We start from the raw sequence: 20,747 nt of genomic DNA on the forward strand, positions 1-20,747 counted from the left end.
TCACATGTTCTCGTCTCCCGAGGCCAGCGCATGCCGGGTCCTGCCCGTGCGCGCGGCAAGCACTCCGGAACCCCTTCCCGTCCCCCCGATCGGCACCGAGCCGACCGCGGAGGACGTCATCGTCGCGACCCATCGCCTCACCTACAGCGATCGCCTGAAGGTCTTCATCGGCCCGCACGAGGACGTGGACAGCTTCCTGCGCCCGCTGCGCCGCCTGGACGGCCATCAGCGGTACGCGCTCGATCTGACAGTGCTGCCCGACCCCATGCCGGCCACCGAGGTCACCACGGCGGTCAGTACCGCCCGTGGCGATCTCGCGCTGCAGTGCGCGGGCTCGGCCGATGCCATGACCCTGCAGCTACGCCGCACGGTCGACCACGTCACCCGGCGCTTCACCCTCGGCTTCGGCGGCAACCGGCTCGGCCTGCCGACGGTGTACCTGCCGCACGGCGACGAGGAGACCTACGTCTACCCCGAAGAGGTGTTCACCGCGGAACTCGCCGCCGAGGTGTTCCGCTGCTTCTTCCACCGCGGCACGGTGCCCGGCGAACTGGCACACCGCGAGATTCTCGACTGACGCCGCGCGCGCCTGCTGCGCGATAGCTAGGCTGGTCAGCACGGTCACCCGCCCGCGACGGTGATCGCGGAGAGGCCGGTGCGCCATGCGTGAGATCCTCGGGCAACTGCTCGACCTGCTCCCCCACGGCCCGCTCGCGCTGGCCAGAATCGTCGACCGGACCGGCGCCGGGCCGCGCGAGACCGGGGCCGCCATGGCCGTGACCGCCGACGGCCAGGTCCTCGGTTCGCTCTCGGGCGGGTGCGTCGAATCCACCGTGCTCGCGACCGCCGGTCAGGTGCTGCGCGACGGGCAGGCCGGCGCGGAACGCTTCGCCGCCGCGGACGACTTCGGCGTCGGACTGCCCTGCGGCGGCGAGATCGAGGTGTTCGTCGAACGACTCGACGCAACCGACCTGCCGCAGCTCACCGAGCTGGCCCGCGCCCTCGCCACGCACACGCCGATCGCCTACGCCACCACCCTGGAGAGCTGCCCCGACCGCGCGCTGATCCGCTCCGGCCGCAGCGCGCCGTGGCGCGAGCTCGACCAGGATGCCGCCGCGCTGCTCGCGGCCGGCCACAGCGGCCTGATCGGCGCCCAGGAATGCACGCCCGCCCAGGCGACCCGGCCGCGGACCTTCGTGCAGGTCTTCCGCGCGTCCGCCCGGTTGATCCTGGCCGGCGCGAACGACTACACCCGCGCCCTCACCGTGGCCGCGGCCCAGCTCGGCTTCCACGTGACCGTGGTGGACGCGCGCGAAACCTTCACCACCCCGGCCCGGTTCCCCGCGGCCGACGCCGTGGTCGTCGACTGGCCACACCGCTACCTCGACGCGGAGCAGCGCGCGGGCCGCGTCGACGATCGCACCGTGGTGTGCGTGCTGACCCACGATCCCAAGTTCGATGTCCCCCTGCTCGCCACCGCCCTGCGGCTGCCCGCCCTCGGCTTCCTCGGCGCTCTCGGTTCGCGCCGCGCCCATGCCGACCGCACCCGCCGCCTGCGCGATCTCGGCTGTACCCCCGCCGATCTCGCCCGCGTCCACAGCCCCCTCGGCCTCGACCTGGCCGCCCACACGCCGGAGGAGACCGCCGTCTCCATCCTGGCCCAGATCCTGGCGACCCGTGGCGGCGCCACCGCACGCCCGCTGTCCGCCCTGGACGGGCCCATCCATCGCCGCTGACGCTTTCGCGCCGACCCCATCTTCGATACAGTCTGTTTCATAGATACGAAACAGACTGTCTCACAGGGAGGGAACGTGCGACCACCCGATCCGCGGACCGTGCGCAGCCGGGACGCCGCCCTGGCCTCGGCGCGGGCACTGCTGGTCGAGCAGGGCCTGGCCGGGCTGACCCACGGCGCGGTCGCGGCACACAGCGGGATCAGCAGGGCCACGCTGTACCGGCACTGGCCCGAACCCGCGGACCTGATCCGGGCCGCCATCACCCTGCACATCGACCTGGCCCGGACACCGCCCACCGGCGTGCTGCGCACGGATCTGCTCACCGCCCTGACGGCCACGCACGCGATGCTGCACGAGCCCGCCAGCGAACAGGCCATGCGCGTACTGATCGAAAGGGCTTCGGTGGACCCGGCATTCGCGCAGGTGAAGGCGGCGCTGTACCGGTCGGGCACCAGCGGGGCGCGCGCCGTCCTCACCGAGGCCGTCGCCCGTGGCGAGCTGCCCGCCGGACTCGACGTCGACCTGGCTGTCGATCAGCTGCACGGTCCTTTGTTCTTCCGCCGCCTGGTCGCGCATCGCACCTTCGAGCTCGACTACGTCCGCGCGGTCGTCGACGACTTCCTGCGCGGCCACCCCACCGATCCCAGTTCCAGGCAAGGACATTCGTGACATGACCGCCCGCATCCTCGCCGTCGTCGTCGCCGTGGTCACGGTATTCGGCGCGCTCCTCGCCGATTTCGTGATTCCCGGCGGCGCCGCCCAGCACCTCGACAACGCCGAGTGGCCGCCGCACGCCAAATTCCACGACGCCCAGTACATCGTCATGTCGATGCTGCTGGGCGCGCTGGCCCTGGTCCTGTTGCGCGGACCCGGCAGCAGGCGACTGTGGACCGCCTGCGCCCTCCTGGCCACCCCCTGGCTCGGGCTGCTCGGGGCATTCCTGTTCCCCGGCACCGCGATCCAGGACCCCGGCTTCGACAATCCGACCGCCCTCGGACTGCATCCGCAGGTCCTGCTGTCGGTGATCCTGCTGATCGCGCTGGCCGCCGCCGCGCTGCTCACCGTCCGCGCCGAACGGCGGACCCGCCACAGCTGAACAGCGCGACGCCGCGCCGGTCGACGAACCGGCGCGGCGCTCGCGGTATCGCTAGGCCGCGACCTGTTCGGGCCGCAGGGTCTTCATCGGCGGGCGATCCTCGAGCGAGACCTCGGTGGAGTGCGCGATGAACTCGCCCTCGATCATGGGGAACTGGGTGAGGGCCGCGCCGGAATCGGGAACGCCGCTGCGGCGCAGGGCGGTACCGAGGATCTGGCGGCTCATCACGCCCAGGTCGGCCAGCGGGCGGTTGCGGTGCGTGCGCACGCCCAGGTTGACCTGGGTGATGGCATCCATGCCCAGCTGGTCGTAGGTGTCGAGCAGCAGGCCGATCTCGACGCCGTAGCCGGGCGCGAACGGCACCGCGGTGAGCAGTTCCCGAGTGCCCGCGTACTCGCCGCCCAGCGGCTGCAGGACCTGCGACAGCTCGGGCCGCAGCGCGGCCAGCAGCGGCCGGGCGACGAGCTCGGTGACCCGGCCGCCGCCGTTGGCGTCGACGGCCTCGCCCTGGCGCAGCGGACGCCGGTAGTAGGCCTTGGCCAGGTGGGTGCCCGGCGTGGTCAGCAGCGGGCCGAGCAGCTTGGGCACGAAGGCCGGATCGGGGTCGATCAGATCGGAGTCGACGAAGGCGATGAGGTCACCGGTGGTGCAGGCCAGCGAGCGCCACAGCACCTCGCCCTTGCCCGGGACCGGCTCGAGCTCGGGCACGGCCTCCTCCCGGCTGATCACCTCGGCGCCGGCCGCGCGAGCGCGCTCGGCGGTGGCGTCGGTGGAGCCGGAGTCGAGCACGATCAGTTCGTCGACGAGCGTGCCGAGCAGCGGCCGGATACTGGCCACCACCGTGGCGACGGTGTCTTCCTCGTTCAGCGCGGGCAGCACCACCGAGACGGTGCGGCCCGCCTTGGCGGCGACCAGTTCGCCGACCGTCCAGTCAGGGGTGTCCCAGGTGTGGGTGGTGGCCCAGGCGGGCTCGCGGTGTTGGATTTTCATGCCAGACCTCGCAGAGTTCGTGCGGGGGGCCGGATGCCCTGGATCGCGGCGATCATGTCGACGACTCGCCGGGTTTCGGCGACCTCGTGGACCCGGAAGATTCGAGCGCCCGCGGCGGCCGACCACGCGGTCGCCGCCAATGTGCCCTCGACCCTTTCGGTCAGACCGACACCTAGAGTCTCCCCGATAAAATCCTTGTTACTCAGCGCCATCAAGACTGGCCATCCGGTATTTACAAGACCGTCGATTCCGCGCAACAACTCGAGCCCGTGATAGGTGTTTTTCCCGAAATCGTGCGTGGGATCGATCACGATGCCGTCGCGCCGCACGCCCGCCGCCGCCGCTTTCTCCGCCGCCGCGACCACCGTGCCGGTCACCTCGGCCACCACGTCGGCGTAGCGCACGCGGTGCGGGCGGGTGCGCGGGATCGCGCCGCCGGTGTGGCTGCACACGATGCCCGCGCCCGTCGCGGCCGCCACGTGCACCAGCTCGGGGTCCGCGCCCGCCCAGGTGTCGTTGATCAGGTCGGCGCCCGCCTCGACCGCCGCCCTGGCCACGGCGCCACGCCAGGTGTCCACACTGATCAACAGCTCGGGATACTTCGCGCGGATCGCCGCGACGAACGGCACCACCCGCCGCGTTTCCTCGGCCGCGTCCACGGTGGCGCCCGGGCCCGCCTTGACCCCGCCGATGTCGACCAGATCGGCGCCCTCGTCGACCGCGCGCGCGACGCGTTCCATGGCGGCCGCGTCGCTGAAGGTGGCGCCCCGGTCGTAGAACGAATCGGGGGTGCGGTTCACGATCGCCATGACCAGGGCACGATCGGTGGCGACCGAGCGACCACACAACGTAGAACCCGGCGCCTGCCCCGCTGCCGACGACTCGGCACCGCTACTGCCGGCGCTCCGGGCAGGCGGTTGTGTCGGCGGTCGAAGTCCGGGCGTGCCCGACGAATTAGCCATGTTCATGCGAGACCAGACGTTACCTTGCTAGCGCGGAGCCCGACCGGCCGCGACGTCGTCGGCGTACCCGTCGTAGGCGGGGACATAGCCGGTCGCGGGACCGGACAGGACGTAGAGCTCGCTGTCGGTGTCCGGCGCGTACCCCTGTTTGCGCAGCTCCACCTTGCGGCTCTTGAAGGTGGAGGTCTGTTCCAGCTCGGCGACCACCCGGACGAACAGCGGGATCGCGTACAGCGGCAGCCGCTGGTAGGCGGTCGCCGCCAGCGCCTTGCCGTCGAATTCGGCGCCGGGGTGCAGGGTGACCGCGGCCATCCCCGCCTTGCCGTCGGTGCCGGGGATGTCGACGCCGTAGACGACGGCCTGCGCGATGGCCTCGTCGTGGTCGAGCGCGCCCTCCACCTCGGTGGTCGCCACGTTCTCGCCCTTCCAGCGGAACGTGTCGCCCAGCCGGTCGACGAAGGCGATGTGCCAGAAGTGCTGGTCGCGGACCAGGTCGCCGGTGTCGAACCAGCAGTCGCCCTTTTTGAAGCCGTCGCGCACCAGCTTGGACTCCGAGGCCCGCTTGTCGGTGTAGCCGTCGAAGGGCTGACGGTCGTTCACCTTCGCCAGCAGCAGACCGACCCCGCCCGAGCGCACCCGGCGCAGCTTGCCGTCGCGGCCGCGCTTGGCCTTGCCGGTCTCGTCGTCGTACTCCACCACCGCGTACGGCAGCGGGCACAGCCCGGCGGTGCGGTCGACGCCGAAGGCGTTGACGAAGGCCAGCGGCGCCTCGCTCGACCCGTAGAACTCGACCACGCGGTCGATGCCGAACCGGCTGCGGAACTCGTCCCACAGCTCGGGCCGCAGCCCGTTGCCGACCGCCAGCCGCACCCGGTTGCCCTGCTCGGCCGGGCGCACCGGCTGGTTGAGCAGGTACCGGCACAGTTCGCCGATGTAGATGAACGCGGTCGCGCGCTCGCGGGCGATCTCGTCCCAGAAGTTGGACGCCGAGAACTTGCGGCTGAGCACGTAGGTGGCCTCGCCGGCCAGCACCGCCGACAGCGCGACCGTCAGCGCGTTGTTGTGATACAGCGGCAAGCAGCAGTACAGGGCGTCGTCGGCGCGCAGCCGCACGCCGAGGCCGCCGAGGCCGGACATGCTCTTGGTCCAGCGCAGGTGGGTCATCACGCTGGCCTTGGGCATGCCGGTGGTGCCGGAGGTGAAGATCAGGAACGCCCGCTCGCCGGCGGTCACCCGCGCGCAGACCGCCGGGTCGGCGTCGGGGGCGGTGCGGGCGGCCGCGGCGAGGTCCTCGGCGGTGAGCAGGTTCGTCGCGGGCTCGGGCAGCGAGTCCAGCGCCTCGGCGCATTCGGCGCCGACCACCGTCAGCACCGCGTCGAGCAGGCCCAGGCTGTGTGCCAGCACCTGGTCACGCTGGTTGTAGTTGAGCAGGCCCACGGTGCCGCCCAGCTTGAGCACGGCCAGCACCGTGAACAGCGTCTCGGGCCGGTTGGTCATCAGCACGCCGACCACCTGGCCGCGGCGCACCCCGCGCTCGGCCAGCACCGCCGCGTACCGGTTCACCTCGCTGTTGGCGGCACGGTAGGTGAAGGAGCTGCCCTCGAAGCGCAGGAACACCCGGTCGGGGCGACGGTGCGCGACCCGCTGGAAGTACAGGCCGATGGACGCGGTGTCCTTGGGCCGCACCAGCATTCCGCGCGCGTTGCGCAGCATGCCCGGTGCGTCGAGCGCCATCCCGGGCAGCGCCCTGGCCAGGTCGAACACGCTGATGGTCGAGCGGGCGTCGTTGCTCACGTCGAAATCTCCTCTAGCCCTCGGCCGCGGCCGGTTCCAGTGCAGCGAACGCGGCGGGCAGGTCGGTGGCCACGATGAGCCGCTCGCGCGCCTGCCGCGTCACGATTCTGCGTTCGTACAGTTCGTCGAGCCAGCGGAACAGGCCGCCGTAGAAACCGTCGGCGTCGAGCACCACCACGGGTTTGGTGTGTTCGCCCAGGTAGCCGCCGGTCCAGGTCTCGAACAGTTCCTCCAGTGTGCCGACCCCGCCGGGCAGCGCGAGGAACGCGTCGGCGCGCGCCTCCATCAGCTGCTTGCGTTGGCGCATGGTGTCGGTGACCAGCAGCTCGTCGGAGTCGACATCGGCGACTTCCTTGTGCACCAGGTGTTTCGGGATCACGCCGATGGTGTGCGCGCCACCGGCCCTGGCCGCGGTGGCGACCGCGCCCATCATCGACACGTGACCGCCGCCGGACACCAGTTGCCAACCGCGCCGGGCGATCTCGGTGCCCACGCGGGCGGCGAGGCTGATCAGGGCGGGATCGGTGGTGCTGGCCGAGCAGTAGACGCAGACGGAATAGGGCGCGCTCACCACTTGTCCTCGGTGCCGAGGCGCTCGATGTCGGCGTGGTCGCCGGTCTCGCCCCGGATGATCCGCACGACCTCGTCGACGCTGTCGGTGATCTGGATCAGGTCGAGGTCCTCCGGCGAGATCTTGCCCGCGACCGCCATGGTGTCGCGCAGCCAGTCGACCAGGCCCGTCCAGTAGGCGCTGCCGAACAGGATGATCGGGAACCGGGTGATCTTGCGGGTCTGCACCAGCGTCAGCGCCTCGAACAGTTCGTCGAGGGTGCCGAAACCGCCGGGGAGACAGACGAAGGCCTGCGAGTACTTCACGAACATGGTCTTGCGCACGAAGAAGTACCGGAAGTTGATCCCGAGATCGACCCACTCGTTGAGGCCCTGCTCGAACGGCAGCTCGATCCCCAGGCCGATCGAATATCCGCCCGCCTCCGAGGATCCGCGGTTGGCGGCCTCCATGGCGCCGGGACCGCCGCCGGTGATCACCGCGAAACCGGCCTGCGACAGCGCGGCGCCGATGGCCTGGCCCGCGGCGTACTCGGGATCGCTGCGCAGGGTCCGCGCCGATCCGAAGACGGTCACCGCGGGCGGCACCTCGGCGAGCGCGCCGAAACCCTCCACGAACTCGGCCTGGATCCGCAGCACCCGCCACGGATCGGTGTGTACCCAGTCGCTGTCCTGCCGGGAGTCGAGCAGGTTCCGGTCGGCGGTGCGCATGCCCTGCTTGCGGTTGCGCCGGAACATCACCGGCCCCCGGAACTTCGCCGTGGATTTGACCTTCCCAGCCTGGTCAGCGGAATCGGTAGACATGCCACCACGCTACTGGGTGGGAGGGAACGGCGGTCGTCAGCGGGCTGACAGGTAGGTGCGCAGCATGGCGGTGACGGCGGTGATCTGGCTCAGCGGGACGTGCTCGTCGCGCTTGTGCGCCAGGTTCGGGTCGCCGGGGCCGAAGTTGACGGCCGGGATGCCGCGGGCGGCGAAGCGCGAGACGTCGGTCCAGCCGTACTTGGCGCGCACGCCGCCACCGCCGTGCGCGTTGACCGAGTCGATGAGGGTGCGCGCGGCGGGCGCGGTCAGGCCGGGCAGCGCGCCGGGCGAGGAGTCGGTGACCTCGAACGCGACGTCGAGCCCCGCGAAGACCTCGCGGACGTGCGCGATCGCCTGCTCGACGGTGCGATCGGGGGCGAAACGGAAGTTCACATCCACCTCGGCCACATCGGGCACCACATTGCCCGCGACGCCACCCGCCACCCGCACGGCCGACAGGCCCTCGCGGTAGACACAGCCGTCGATGTCGACCTGCCGCGCCTCGTACCCGGAGAGCCGTTCGAGCACCGGCGCCAGGCCGTGGATGGCGTTCTCGCCCAGCCAGGCCCTGGCCGAGTGCGCGCGCACGCCGGAGGTGGTGAGCCGGACCCGCAGCGTGCCCTGGCAGCCTGCCTCGATCCAGCCGCCGGAGGGCTCGCCGAGGATGGCCAGGTCGCCGTCGAGCCACTCCGGGATCTCCCGCTCGATCTGCCCGAGGCCGTTGAACTCGGCGGCGATCTCCTCGCCGTCGTAGAAGATCAGGGTGAGGTCGTGCGCCGGATCGGCGATGGTGGCGGCGAGGTGCAGGAACACCGCGTCGCCGGACTTCATGTCGACGGTGCCGCAGCCGAACAGCACCGGTTCGCCGTCGACCTTGTCGGGACGGCTCGGCACGTTGTCGGCGATCGGCACGGTGTCCAGGTGACCGGCCAGGATGACCCGGGTGGGCAGGCCGCGGGTGGTCCGCGCGAGCACCACGTTGCCGTGCCGCAGCACCTCGAAGCCGGTGGTCTGTTCCCGTAATGCCTGCTCGACCAGATCCGCGATCTTGGCCTCGTCCCGCGACACACTCGGGATGTCGACCAGGGCGGCCGTCAACTGGATGGGGTCGGCATGCAAATCGAGAGTCACATCTCGACAGTAGTACGGCACGGCGGACACCTCCGCTGTTCACCGGGCGGCGCGCTCGGTGACCGGCGTTCCCACCTGCGCGCGCGGTGCCCGGGAAACACAGCATCCGGGGAGCGAATCGGCGGTGCCCGTGCCGTCGCCACCAATCAGCCCCCGAATACGCAATCGGCACCGCGACGAATTGCGCGAGAATTACCCGCCGGAGCAAATATTACGATTGTTTGACGATGAACCCCCTTGCGCGGCAGCCGAATTGCCGCGCGCTAGCGTTCTGGCGCTGCCCTTTCCGGGGCAGCCGGAAATACGGAGGGATTCACACGAAATGAAGTTCGGAAAGATCACTACCGCTGCATTCCTGGCGATCACCGCGATGGGGATTACCGCGGCCACCGCCAACGGTCAGCCCGCCGTGGCGACCGAGCAGCCTGCCGTAGTGGCTTCGGGGGGCGCGACTTCCGGTGTTACCCACGGAATCAACTACACCACTTCGGTGTCGCCCGCGGACAAGACCATCACCTGGGCGGTCGACAGCGGCCGGTTCGAGGTCGCCGCCGACGGCTCGGCCGTGCAGCTGCGCACCTCCGACGGCGTCACCGTCGACCAGGCGCCGCTGCGCTCCGAGGTCGCCGGGCTGCCGATCGCGGTCACGCCGACGATCAGCGAGGACGGGCGCAGCGTCACCCTGGCCGCGTCGATGAGCCAGGAGGACACCGCGAAGCTGGGCGCCGTCGCGAACGCCAAGGACATCAGCTCCTACGACCGGCTGATGGAGCAGGTCAACAAGAACCTGCCGGGCATCGTCATCGGCGCGGTCATCGGCGCGTTCATCCCGTTCCTGTGGCTGATCACCATCCCGGCCGGCGCGCTGATCGGCGGCTACGTGATGGGCGGTCAGGAGTTCCTGGACGCCGTGATCGCGTTCGCGACCGGCCAGCCCTGATCCACCGGCTGTAGCACCGCGCGGGGTGCGTGGGCGTTCGCGCTCGCGCACCCCGTGCGCTGTCAGGGGGTGGCCGACACTTCCGGCCGCCGAACCGGCAAGATGAAGGCCGTGAGTATTCAGGGAGCAACTGCAGTCGGCATCGCCAACGTGACCTCGGACGGCACGGTCCTCGACACCTGGTACCCCAGCCCCGAGCTGGGCGAATTCACCGAGACCGGTTCCAAGCGCCTGGACGCCGCCGAGGTGGCCGAGTTCGCCGAGCTGCTCGGGGTCGACGCCGCCCGCGGGGTCGAGGTGATCGCGGTGCGCACCACCATCGCGGACCTGTCGGCCGCCCCGGTGGACGCGCACGACGTGTACCTGCGCCTGCACCTGCTCTCGCACCGCCTCGTCCAGCCGCACGGCCTGAGCCTGGACGGCCAGTTCGGCCTGCTCAGCAATGTGGTGTGGACCAACCACGGCCCGTGCGCGGTGGACGGCTTCGAGCAGACCCGGCTGCGGCTGCGCGCCCGCGGCCCGGTCACCGTGCTCAGCGTCGACAAGTTCCCGCGCCTGGTCGACTACGTGGTGCCCTCGGGCGTCCGGATCGGCGACGCCGACCGGGTCCGCCTCGGCGCGCACCTGGCCTCGGGCACCACCGTCATGCACGAGGGCTTCGTGAACTTCAACGCGGGCACCCTGGGCAACTCCATGGTCGAGGGCCGCATCTCGGCCGGCGTCGTCGTCGGCGACGGCACCGACGTGGGCGGCGGCGCCTCCATCATGGGCACCCTGTCCGGCGGCGGCACCCAGGTGATCTCGGTCGGCGAACGCTCGCTGCTCGGCGCCAACTCGGGCCTCGGCATCTCCCTCGGCGACGACTGCGTCATCGAGGCGGGCCTCTACGTCACCGCGGGCACCAAGGTGACCGGCCCCGACGGCACCGTGGTCAAGGCCGCGACCCTGTCCGGGCAGAACAACCTGCTGTTCCGCCGCAACTCCACCACCGGCGCCGTCGAGGTGGTCCCGCGCCAGGGCACCGGCATCGAGCTCAACGCCGCCCTGCACGCCAACGACTGAGCCCCACTCCGACGGCCCCGCGCTCACCGAGCGCGGGGCCGTCGTCGTTTCCGGACCCCGGCGTGACGACCTGTGACCCACCTCACCATCACGAATCCGGGCGCCCGCGCATCTCATGGTCGACGCACATTCCACGGCAGGAGGCAGAGATGGACATCGTGGTGGTCGGAGCGGGGTACGCGGGGGCGGTCGCGGCGAACCGGCTGAGGAAGAAGGTCGCGGGGGCACGGATCACCGTGGTGAATCCGCGCGCGGAGTTCGTGGAGCGGGTGCGGCTGCACGAACAGCTGGCGGGGACGGGGTCGGCGGCGACACCGCTCGCGGAGATGCTGCGTCCCGGGATCGAGACGCGGGTGGCGGGCGTGGAGAAGGTGGGCGACGGCGCGGTCACCCTGGACGACGGCACCGGGCTGACGTTCGACCACCTGTTCCTCGCGGTCGGCAGCACGGCGACGCCGCTGCCCGGCTCGATCGCGGTGGGCACGTGGGAGGGCGCCGAGCAGGCGCGAGGCGCCCTCGCCGCGCTGCCGGCCGAGGCGACCGTCACCGTGATCGGCGGCGGCCTCACCGGTATCGAGACCGCGGCCGAGGTCGCCGAGGCCCGGCCCGACCTGACCGTGCGGCTGGTGAGCGCGCAGATCGGGGCGAGCCTGTCGGACGCGGGACAGCGGCGCGTGCTGCGCAGCCTGGACCGGCTCGGCGTCGGAGTGCACACCGACGAGGTCGTCGCGATCGACGGCACCACCGTGACCCTGCGCTCGGGGGCCGCGCTCGACTCCGCCCTCACGCTGTGGGCGGTCGTGTCGGCGGTGCCCGACCTGGCCGCGCGCAGCGGCCTCGCCGTGGACGCCACCGGCCGGGCGCTGGTCGACCCGTACCTGCGCAGCGTCACCGATCCGCGGATCTTCGCGGTCGGCGACTGCGCGGCCGTCCCCGGCGCGCGCATGGCCTGCGCGACCGCGGCGCCGCAGGGCGCGCACGCGGCCGATACGCTGGCCAGGATGATCGACGGACGCGAGCCACGGCCCTATTCGATGGGCTACGGCGGGCAGGCGCTGAGCCTGGGCAGGCACGACGCGGTCATGCAGACCTCGCGGCGCGACGACTCCCCGCTGCCCGCGGCGTTCCGTGGCCGGGTCGCCGCCGTCACCAAGGAACGCATCGTCCGCTACGCCGCGTGGAGCGCGCGCACCGGCAACACCGTCTGGCTGCGCGGACCGAAGAAATGACCGGAACCCCCGATCCGGCCGACGAATTCGCCGAGCACCGCAGGCTGCTGTTCTCGATCGCCTACGAGATCCTCGGTTCGGTGGCCGACACCGAGGACGTGCTGCACGACAGCTACCTGCGCTGGCGCGAGGTCGACCCGGCCACGGTCGACAACCCGCGCGCCTACCTCGCCCGGATCGTCACCCGGCAGGCGCTCAGCGTGCTCCGTTCGGCCGCGCGCAGGCGCGAGGAGTACATCGGCCCGTGGCTGCCCGAGCCGCTGGCCGCCGAGTCGCCGGACGGGGTCGAGCACGTGCTCACCGGCGAGGCGGTGACCACCGCGATGCTGCTGGTGCTGGAGACGCTCACGCCGATCCAGCGCGCGGTGTTCGTGCTGCGCGAGGTGTTCGCCTTCAGCTACGCCGAGATCGGGGCGGCGGTGGACAAGTCCGAAGCCGCGGTGCGCCAGGTGAATCAGCGCGCGCGCGAGCGCGTGCACGCCAAACGGCACACCGCGGTGGCGACCCCGTCGGAGGCGCAGTCGGTGGCCGAGCGGTTCTCCATCGCCGCGGCCACCGGCGACGTGCAGGCGCTGATGGACGTGCTGGCCCCCGACGTGGTCTACATCGGCGACGGCGGCGGCGTGGTCAACGCGGTGCGCAGGCCGGTGCTCGGCCCCGACAAGGTGGCCAGGCTGGTGGTCGGCCTGTTCCAGAAGGGCAGCAGGATGGGCGCGATCGGGGTGCACACCGGCGTCTACAACGCGATGCCCAGCGTCGCGGTCACCATCGACGGCGTCCTGGACCAGGTCACCTCCGTCGAGGTCACCGACGGCGTGGTCACCGCCGTCTACTGCGTCCGCAACCCCGAAAAGCTCAGGGGCGTCCGGATTCCGGGGTGACCTGCGCCTCGCGGTGCTCGACGCCGTCGGGCACCGCGGGTAGGCTCCCAGATATACGGAACCGTATATCTGGAGGATCGTCATGGTACTTCCCCCTGGTCAACGCGCGGTCGAGGGCTTTCCGCGCTTCGGAACCCACCTCCATCACCCACCGCCGCCGGTGCCCGCCGCCCCCACGCTCACGCTGACCGGCGCGCTGACCGAACCGGTCACGCTGTCCCAGGCCGACCTCGCCGCCCTCCCCCGGCACGAACAGCTCGCCGACTTCCACTGCGTCGCGGGCTGGTCGGCGACCGGACTGCGGTGGGAGGGGACCTCGTTCGAGACCTTCTACCGGCAGCGGGTCGAGCCCGCGGTGCGGCCCGGCGCCACGATCACCCACGTCGTGTTCGCCGGACTCGACGGCTACCAGTCGATCGTTCTGCTCGACGACGCCCTGGCCGCCGACGTGCTCATCGCCGACCGGCTCGACGGGCAGCCGCTCACCGCCGACCACGGCGCACCGATCCGCTTGGTGAGCCCGAGCCAGTACGGCTTCGTCAATACGAAGCACCTGTGCCGCATCGAGTTCCACACCACCGAACCGCCCGACCCCGAACGGTTCTCGCCGATCGCCGCGCACCGCAGGGCGCGCGTCTGGGTGGAGGAACGGCACCGGTATCTGCCCGGCCGGGTGGTGCGGCCCTTCTACCACCGGCTGATCGGGCCGATCCGGGCGCTGAGCGCGCGCGGCAGCAGGGGCGACTGAGTCAGCCGAGCAGCTTCTTCTGCACCTTGCCCATCGCGTTGCGCGGCAGGCTCTCGACGAAGCGCACCTCCCTGGGCCGCTTGTGCGCCGAAACCTGCGCGCCCACATGGGCGATCAGTTCGGTGGCCAGCTCGGCGGAGCCGACCGCGCGCGGGACGACGAAGGCCACGATGCGCTGACCGAGGTCGTCGTCGGGCAGCCCGACCACCGCGACCTCGGCCACCGCCGGGTGCCCGAGCAGCGCGGTCTCCAGTTCGCCCGCGCCGATCCGGTACCCGCCGGACTTGATCAGGTCGATGGATTCGCGCCCGACGATGCGGTGGAAGCCCTCGGCGTCGATCACCGCGACGTCGCCGGTACGGAACCAGCCGTCCTCGGTCCAATCCGCGGCGGTGGCGTCGGGCCGGTTGAGGTAGCCGCCGAACAGCATCGGCCCGCGCACCTGCAACGCGCCGATGCTCTCACCGTCGTGCGGCACGGGCGCCCCCGATTCGTCGCGCAGCCGGGTTTCCACGCCACGCACCGGCGTGCCCACCCAGCCCGGCCTGCGCTCGCCGTCGGCGCGGGTGGACAGCGTGATCATGGTTTCGCTCATCCCGTAGCGCTCCACCGGCGCCTGCCCGGTGAGCTCGGCGAGCTTCTCGAACACCGGCACCGGCAGCGGCGCGCTGCCCGACACCAGCAGCCGGGCCTTGCCCAGGCGCCGGGCCAGCTCGGGCTGTTCGACCACGCGCGACCACACCGTCGGCACCCCGAAGTACAGGCTGCCGCCCGCCGCCGCGTAGGCCTCCGGCGTCGGTTTGCCGGTGTGGATCACCGGGCTGCCCACCCGCAGCGGGCCGAGCAGTCCGAGGATCAGCCCGTGCACGTGGAACAGCGGAAGCCCGTGCACCAGGGTGTCCTTCCAGGTCCAGGCCCAGGCTTCGGCGAGCGCGTCGAGCCCGGCGGCGATGGCGGCCCGGCTCAGCATCACGCCCTTGGGCGCGCCCGTGGTCCCGGAGGTGTAGAGGATGAACGCGGTCGAGGCCGGGTCGGGCTCGGGGTAGGTGTGCCAGGAGCGGGCGTGCAGCCGCACCGGCACCACCGGCAGCCCGGTGCCCTCCGGCGCGGCGCCGAGCCAGGCCTGAGCGCCCGAGTCGCGCAGGATGTGCTCGAGTTCGGCCGCGCCCGAGTCCGGCGGCACCGGCACCACGGTGACGCCCGCGATCAGGCAGCCGACCACCGCGAGCACGGTACGCACGGTGGGTTCGGCCAGCACGGCGACGCGGTCGGCGCGGGCGATCCGCTCGGCGACCGAGGTCGCCGCACCCAGCAGATCCGAGCGCGACAGAGTGGCATCATCGATGGTGACGGCGTCGGGAATGTCGGCCCCGGCGGCGACGGCGATCGGGTCGAGCGAGGAGAGCAGCAGCGGCGGACCGTAGGGCATTCGTTCACGCTAATGCCACGCGATTCGCCTGTCGCACGCCGCCGTCCGTTGACACCCCGGCGACATGATGAGACATTCTTTGTATAGTTCTCTCACCGATGAAGGGGTCAACGATGACCATCCTTGCTCGCGCGCGCTCGGGCCGCTCCGGACCAGCGGAATTCGACATCCGGGACTACGTCGACGGTTCGGCCGCCTTCTGGGGCGCCACCGCCAATGTGATCATGCAGCTCAGTCTGGCACCGGTCGGCTACGGCGTCGCGGAATCCCGAGTCCACAGCGGCAGCATCATGCTGCACCCGGTGAAGCGAACGCGCACGACGCTGACCTATCTCGCGGTGGCCCTGATGGGCACCGACGAGGATCGCGCCGCCTACCGCACCGCCGTCAACGGCGCGCACAAGTACGTCCACTCCACCGCCGACAGCCCGGTGAAGTACAACGCCTTCGACCGCAACCTGCAGATGTGGGTGGCCGCCTGCCTGTACTGGGGTTCGGTCGACGTGATGGCCCGCATCTACGGCCCCACCGACGACGAGATCGCCGACACCTTCTACGAATACGCCCACCACCTCGGCACCACGCTGCAGGTGCCGCGCGAGATGTGGCCGGCCGACCGCGCCGCCTTCGACGCCTACTGGACCGAGAACCTGGCCAAGACCAGCATCGACCCCACCATCAAGGCCTACTTCGACGACCTGCTCGATCTGAAGATGGTCGCCAGGCCGCTGCGTCAGCCCTACGCCCGCTTCCACCGCTGGTTCACCACCGGCCTGCTGCCCCAGCGTCTGCGCGACGAGATGGGCCTGTCCTGGTCCGACCGCGACGAGCGCAGGCTCAACCGGCTGATGCGCACGGGCGGGCGAATCTCGGCCCGCATGCCGCGCGCCATCCGCAACTTTCCGTTCAATCTCACCCTGGCCGACATGCGGCGCAGGCAGCGCACGGGCAAGCCGCTGATCTGACCGATTCTCCCGCGCGCCTCCCGCGCCGACCTGCGACGTTCGGGTTTCATTCGCACGATCGTGATCACCGTCGCGCGGAAACCGGAGGACGCTCGTGGGCATTCGAACAGTGACATGGTGTGTGGCGGCGGCCGCCGTCGGGCTCGCGATCGCCGCGCCCGCCGCCCACGCCGACGAGGCCCCGAACACGGTGCCCTCGCGCACCGCCATGTCGCTGCGCACGCCCGGCGGATTCGCCTGGGGCACAGCCAACGAGCACGAACCACGCGGCGCGCTGTCGATGTCCAAGCTCTACATCGTCGACTACGCGCTGCGCCACGGTGACGGCTCCCCTGCCGACCGCGCACTGGGCGAACGTATGATCCGCGACTCCGACGACGGCGCCGCCACCGAACTGGCGAACAAGTATCCGCAGGCCATCGAGGCCACGGCGAGCGAATACAACCTGCGCCAGACCCACGGCACCGCCGACTGGGGCCGCTCCACCACCAGCACCGCCGATCTCACCGAATTCCTGGTCACCAAGCAGCGCACCGACCCCGGCTCGCCGATCTTCGAATGGATGGCGGGCGCGAGCAACACCGCCGCCGACGGCACCCCGCAGAACTGGGGCACCGCGCAGCTGCCCGGCGTGCAGGGCAGCAAGTGGGGCTGGTCGGACGTGGGCGCGCCCGAGGTGGCGTCGGCCTCGTTCGCGCCCGGCTTCTCGGTGGCCGCGCACACCTACGGCAGCCCCGCCGACCAGTCCGCCGACGTCCTCGACGCCCTGCCCGCGCTGGTGCTGCGTTTCGTCGGGGCCGCGCTGGTCCCCGTGCGCTAGCGGCGCGAGGTCTGCGCGGCGAACACCCCAGCGTGGCAGGCGTTTACAGCGGCGCCCAGAGATACCAGTTGAGCTGGGTCGATTCGAAGGAACCACCCGGCGCGGAGACCTCGACGACGACCGGCTGCCCGACACCGTCGACAGCGCGGCGGGCGGCCAGGGTGAACGGTTCGCCGGCACGGGGGCGCCACGCGGTGATGGTGGCATTCGCGCCGACCGCGGCCTTGCGGGTGGTGTCCGGCTGCGCGGTGGCGTGCCGGGTGAGGTAGGCGTCGGCGGCGGCGGAATCGGCGTACTGGGTGTACCAGGAGGTGACGCCCTGGGAATCGGTGCAGGTGATCTGCCGCAGCGGTACCGGGTCCCCGGTCTGGACGACCAGCGCGCCGGTGGCGTGGCACTTCGAATCCAGCCATCCGGTGGCGGTGGGATCGGCGGGCAGCGCCCCGGAGAAGTCATAGAGGATCGAGCGATGCTCGCCCCAGGACGCCACCGGGAGCGGCGCGATCCGCCCCGGCCGCACGAACTTCCAGTACACGGCCCCCACCCCGACCACACCGACACCGGCCACGAGCGCCAGCACCAGCAGACTCACCGCGAGCACCCGCCACCGCGACGACACCGCTTTCCGGGGTGCGACCGGCCCACGGCCCGAGCCGTACCCGGGCACATCCCACCGCGGCCCCGCCGCCCCACCGTCGACCGGCGGTCGCGGAAGCGACTGCGGCGGTGCGGCGATCACCGTCGCCATCGCCGGGCTCGACCTGGAAGCGCCGGCCTGCCGCATCGGCGGGTTCCCCTGCCCCACCTGGTGATTCGATCCCCACAGGGCGTTACCCCCGCCGAGGCTCGGCGTCGAGCCGTCCACACCGGCGGTGGGCCCTGCCCCCACGGCGGGACCGGCCACGCCGACGCCATACCCGGCCCCCACCACCGCGTGCCCGCCCGATCCCGACCCGCTTGCGCCGACCGGCGACGGCCCACCCGGCGCCAGCGCCGCCGTCGCCGCCTGCGCGAATTCCGCACAGCTGCCGAATCTTTCGTCGGGGTTCTTCGCCAGCGCCCGGGCGATCACGGCGTCGATGGCGGCAGGCAGGGCCGGTACCGCGGCCGAGGCGCTCGGCACCGGTTTGGTCAGGTGCGCGGCGACCACGGCGCCGGGATTGTCCGCGGGGAACGGGCTTTCGCCGGTGAGCAGGGTGAACAGGGTGCAGCCCAGGGAGTACTGGTCGGAGCGGTGGTCCACCGCGGCGCCGGACAGCTGTTCGGGTGAGGCGTAGGCGAGGGTGGCCAGGAAGGCACCGGTGCGGGTGAGCTGACGGGCGTCACCGCGCAGGCGGGCGATGCCGAAGTCGGTGAGCAGGACGCGATCACCGGTCCGGGCGCGGGCCAGCAGGATGTTGGCGGGCTTCACATCCCGGTGCAGCACCCCGCGTTCATGGGCGTAGTCCAGCGCCTCACCGGTCTGGGCGACGATGCCGAGCGCGCGGGCGGGCTCCACCGGCGTGCCGCGGAACACCGAGGCGTCGGTCCCGTCGACGTACTGCATGGAGATCCACATCAGCCCGTCCTCGACACCCCGGTCGAGCACCGACACGATGCCGGGATGATCCAGGTGCGCCGACACATCGGCCTCGCGCTCGAACCGCCCGCGCACCTCCGGATCCGAGAACAGTTCCCGATTCAGCAGTTTCAGCGCCACCTGCCGCGGCAGCCGCGGGTGCGCCGCCAGGTACACGGTTCCCATGCCACCCCGGCCGAGCAGCCTTTCGATCCGATATCCGGCGAACACCGTGCCCGCGCCGAACTCCACCCCGTGCATTCGTGACGAGCCTTTCGATCCCACACTCCGACTGCCGGACCCTAGCCGATCCGGCAGCCGGGACGCGAGGTCAGCCCAGATCGTCGGCGATGATCCGTTCGATATTGCGTTCGGCCAGCGCGGTGATGGTGACGAAGGGGTTCACGCTCGTATTGCCGGGGATGAGCGAGCCGTCGATCACGTAGAGACCCTGGTAGCCGTGCAGGCGGCCGTAGTTGTCGGTGGCCTCGTTGAGCACGCAGCCGCCCAGCGGGTGATAGGTGAAATCGTCGCCCCAGGTCTTGTACACGCCGAACAGGTCGGTGCGGTAGATGGTGCCCTCTTTGCTGTTGATCTTGTCGAAGATCCGCTTGGCAGCATTGATCGAGGGCTGGCTCCAGGCGGTCTGCCAGTTCAGATCCACCTTGCCGGTACCGGAGTTGAAGGTGAACTGGGCCCGGTTGGTGTTCTTGGTAATCGCCAGGTACAGGCTCACGTACGTCTCCAGCCCGGAGGGGAACGGCGCCACCTCGGCGAACGCGGGACCGCCCGCGTCGGCCCAATTGTCGATACCCAGGCACGGCATGGCCGATTGCAGGCTGCCGGTGGCATCCCACATGTGGTTGGCCCGGCCGACCATCACATTGCCGTTGTTGCCCCACTTCTTGCCTACCGCGTCGGACAGGTCGCGCAGCTGCCCTTTGGCCTTCATGGCGACCAGCAGCTTGCTGGTCCCGATACTGCCCGCGGCGAAGAAGACCCGTTCCGCCACAATCTTCTTCGTGGCGGTGGTGCGCCCCTGGGTGTCGATCTGGGCCAGCTCCACCTCGTAGCCACCGCCGCTGGGCGTGACCCCGGTGACCATGTGCTGGGCGGCGATGGTCACCTTGCCGGTACCCGTGGCCGCCGCCAGGTAGGTCTTGTCCAGCGAGCGTTTGCCCGCGTTGTTGCCGTAGATCACCTCACCGGCCAGCGCGGAGCGGCGCACCGTGTTCGCCTGCTCCTTCTTCATGTACTCGAAGTCGTAGACGTTGGGCACGAAAGTCCAGCCGAAGCCCGACCTTTCGGCATGCTTGCGCCCCACCCGCGCGAATTGGTAGCACTCGGCCGATTCGAACCAGTTCTGGTCGATGGAGTTCACCCCCAGCGCGCTGTTGGCCCGAGGGTAGTAGGTGGCGTACATCTCGTCGGCGTTCACCGAGGGCAGGATCGCGCCGAAGTTCTCCCGCTTGGGCGTCACCGCCATGCCGCCGTTGACCAGCGAGCCGCCACCGACGCCGCGCCCCTGGTAGACCCGGATCCCGCCGAAGTTCTCCGAGTCGAGCACGCCGGTGTAGCGGTCGATGTCCTTGTTGTACGAGCCGCCCATGAAGTAGCCGACGGGCTGATCGGTGGTGTCGCGCAGCCAGTAGGAGCGGCCGTCGGGTTTCAGGACCGGACAGAAGATGTTGCCGTCGGAGCCCGGTTTGGTCCAGGACATGCCCATCTCGGCGACCAGCACGTCGACCCCCGCCTGAGCCAGCCGCAGCGCGGCGACCGATCCGCCGTAGCCGCTGCCGATGACCAGCGCCGGGACCTTGTCGCCGTCGGCGGCGGGCGCGGCGGCGGCGACCGCCTGGCCACCCAGCGCCGCCGCACCGAGCGTGAAACCTGTTGCAGCTAGGAAGCGGCGCCGCGATAGGCCGCCAGTGTAGCGGTACTGACCTGGCTTTTCATACAAGAATTCACGCACAGAGAGGCTCCTCATCGAGACTGCAATGAGAACCTGTTATACCGAGACTTGCAGTGAAACAAC

General features: G+C 70.9%; 20 protein-coding genes. 11 read left to right on the top strand and 9 right to left on the bottom strand.

Annotation, left to right across the window (positions count from 1 at the left end; all coding sequences use genetic code 11):
• The first annotated feature begins 4 nt into the window (after positions 1–4).
• The 4 genes from EL493_RS30010 (at position 5) to EL493_RS30025 (ending at position 2,832) form a co-directional block, all read left to right on the top strand.
• Entirely contained in the window at positions 5–577 is a 573-nt protein-coding gene (locus tag EL493_RS30010) for a hypothetical protein (RefSeq protein ID WP_019048889.1), read from the top strand.
• Positions 578–662: 85 nt separating this feature from the next.
• Positions 663–1,736 (top strand): XdhC family protein, encoded by a 1,074-nt coding sequence (locus EL493_RS30015; protein WP_019048890.1) that lies wholly within the window; start codon positions 663–665, stop codon positions 1,734–1,736.
• Between the two features lie 75 nt (positions 1,737–1,811).
• Complete coding sequence (locus EL493_RS30020; RefSeq protein WP_019048891.1) at positions 1,812–2,405, top strand: TetR/AcrR family transcriptional regulator; 594 nt, start codon at positions 1,812–1,814, stop codon at positions 2,403–2,405.
• A 1-nt stretch (position 2,406) separates the two neighbouring features.
• Positions 2,407–2,832, top strand: coding sequence for a DUF6640 family protein (locus tag EL493_RS30025; protein WP_019048892.1), 426 nt, complete (start codon positions 2,407–2,409; stop codon positions 2,830–2,832).
• A 51-nt stretch (positions 2,833–2,883) separates the two neighbouring features.
• Here EL493_RS30025 and EL493_RS30030 read toward each other — a convergent pair whose 3' ends face one another.
• From EL493_RS30030 to dapE, 6 genes are read right to left on the bottom strand one after another with little or no spacing between them, the layout of a single operon-like run.
• Positions 2,884–3,822: a glucosyl-3-phosphoglycerate synthase gene (locus tag EL493_RS30030; RefSeq protein WP_019048893.1), complete on the bottom strand. Its 939-nt coding sequence runs from the start codon at positions 3,820–3,822 to the stop codon at positions 2,884–2,886.
• Entirely contained in the window at positions 3,819–4,784 is a 966-nt protein-coding gene (gene folP, locus EL493_RS30035; protein ID WP_081723097.1) for a dihydropteroate synthase, read from the bottom strand. The genes EL493_RS30030 and folP overlap by 4 nt, the downstream gene beginning before the upstream one ends.
• Before the next feature lie 27 nt (positions 4,785–4,811).
• Positions 4,812–6,578, bottom strand: a complete 1,767-nt coding sequence (locus tag EL493_RS30040; RefSeq protein ID WP_019048895.1) for a long-chain-acyl-CoA synthetase — start codon at positions 6,576–6,578, stop codon at positions 4,812–4,814.
• A 13-nt stretch (positions 6,579–6,591) separates the two neighbouring features.
• A complete protein-coding gene (locus EL493_RS30045) occupies positions 6,592–7,149 on the bottom strand; it encodes an LOG family protein (protein WP_030200962.1) in 558 nt (185 codons plus the stop codon).
• The gene (locus EL493_RS30050; RefSeq protein WP_030200970.1) at positions 7,146–7,949 is read right to left on the bottom strand and encodes an LOG family protein; all 804 of its coding nucleotides are present in this window, start codon (positions 7,947–7,949) and stop codon (positions 7,146–7,148) included. Before EL493_RS30050 ends, EL493_RS30045 begins: the two co-directional genes overlap by 4 nt.
• 36 nt (positions 7,950–7,985) lie before the next feature.
• Complete coding sequence (gene dapE / locus EL493_RS30055; protein ID WP_019048898.1) at positions 7,986–9,080, bottom strand: succinyl-diaminopimelate desuccinylase; 1,095 nt, start codon at positions 9,078–9,080, stop codon at positions 7,986–7,988.
• A 322-nt stretch (positions 9,081–9,402) separates the two neighbouring features.
• Here dapE and EL493_RS30060 point away from each other — a divergent pair, with 322 nt between their 5' ends.
• From EL493_RS30060 to EL493_RS30080, 5 genes are all read left to right on the top strand, one after another.
• Positions 9,403–10,020, top strand: coding sequence for a hypothetical protein (locus EL493_RS30060; RefSeq protein WP_019048899.1), 618 nt, complete (start codon positions 9,403–9,405; stop codon positions 10,018–10,020).
• A 111-nt stretch (positions 10,021–10,131) separates the two neighbouring features.
• Positions 10,132–11,082 carry a 2,3,4,5-tetrahydropyridine-2,6-dicarboxylate N-succinyltransferase gene (gene dapD, locus EL493_RS30065; protein ID WP_030200973.1) on the top strand — a complete coding sequence of 317 codons (951 nt, stop codon included), beginning with the start codon at positions 10,132–10,134 and terminating at the stop codon, positions 11,080–11,082.
• Positions 11,083–11,231: 149 nt separating this feature from the next.
• Entirely contained in the window at positions 11,232–12,311 is a 1,080-nt protein-coding gene (locus tag EL493_RS30070; protein ID WP_019048901.1) for an NAD(P)/FAD-dependent oxidoreductase, read from the top strand.
• Positions 12,308–13,192, top strand: a complete 885-nt coding sequence (locus tag EL493_RS30075) for an RNA polymerase sigma-70 factor (RefSeq protein WP_019048902.1) — start codon at positions 12,308–12,310, stop codon at positions 13,190–13,192. Before EL493_RS30070 ends, EL493_RS30075 begins: the two co-directional genes overlap by 4 nt.
• An 82-nt stretch (positions 13,193–13,274) precedes the next feature.
• On the top strand, positions 13,275–13,940 hold the full coding sequence (locus EL493_RS30080) for a molybdopterin-dependent oxidoreductase (protein WP_030200976.1): 666 nt from the start codon (positions 13,275–13,277) through the stop codon (positions 13,938–13,940).
• Between the two features lies 1 nt (position 13,941).
• Here the strand turns inward: EL493_RS30080 and EL493_RS30085 are convergent, their stop codons facing one another.
• Positions 13,942–15,369 carry an acyl-CoA synthetase gene (locus EL493_RS30085; protein ID WP_019048904.1) on the bottom strand — a complete coding sequence of 476 codons (1,428 nt, stop codon included), beginning with the start codon at positions 15,367–15,369 and terminating at the stop codon, positions 13,942–13,944.
• A 113-nt stretch (positions 15,370–15,482) separates the two neighbouring features.
• Here EL493_RS30085 and EL493_RS30090 point away from each other — a divergent pair, with 113 nt between their 5' ends.
• Both EL493_RS30090 and EL493_RS30095 read left to right on the top strand, forming a co-directional pair.
• The gene (locus EL493_RS30090; RefSeq protein WP_019048905.1) at positions 15,483–16,334 is read left to right on the top strand and encodes an oxygenase MpaB family protein; all 852 of its coding nucleotides are present in this window, start codon (positions 15,483–15,485) and stop codon (positions 16,332–16,334) included.
• A 94-nt stretch (positions 16,335–16,428) separates the two neighbouring features.
• A complete protein-coding gene (locus EL493_RS30095) occupies positions 16,429–17,154 on the top strand; it encodes a hypothetical protein (protein WP_174435984.1) in 726 nt (241 codons plus the stop codon).
• Positions 17,155–17,197: 43 nt separating this feature from the next.
• Here EL493_RS30095 and EL493_RS33675 read toward each other — a convergent pair whose 3' ends face one another.
• Positions 17,198–18,973 carry a serine/threonine-protein kinase gene (locus EL493_RS33675; protein WP_019048907.1) on the bottom strand — a complete coding sequence of 592 codons (1,776 nt, stop codon included), beginning with the start codon at positions 18,971–18,973 and terminating at the stop codon, positions 17,198–17,200.
• A gap of 70 nt (positions 18,974–19,043) precedes the next feature.
• Entirely contained in the window at positions 19,044–20,684 is a 1,641-nt protein-coding gene (locus tag EL493_RS30105; RefSeq protein WP_019048908.1) for a GMC oxidoreductase, read from the bottom strand.
• Positions 20,685–20,747 lie beyond the last annotated feature (63 nt).

The organism is Nocardia asteroides, assembly GCF_900637185.1.
GTDB classification, from domain to species: domain Bacteria; phylum Actinomycetota; class Actinomycetes; order Mycobacteriales; family Mycobacteriaceae; genus Nocardia; species Nocardia asteroides.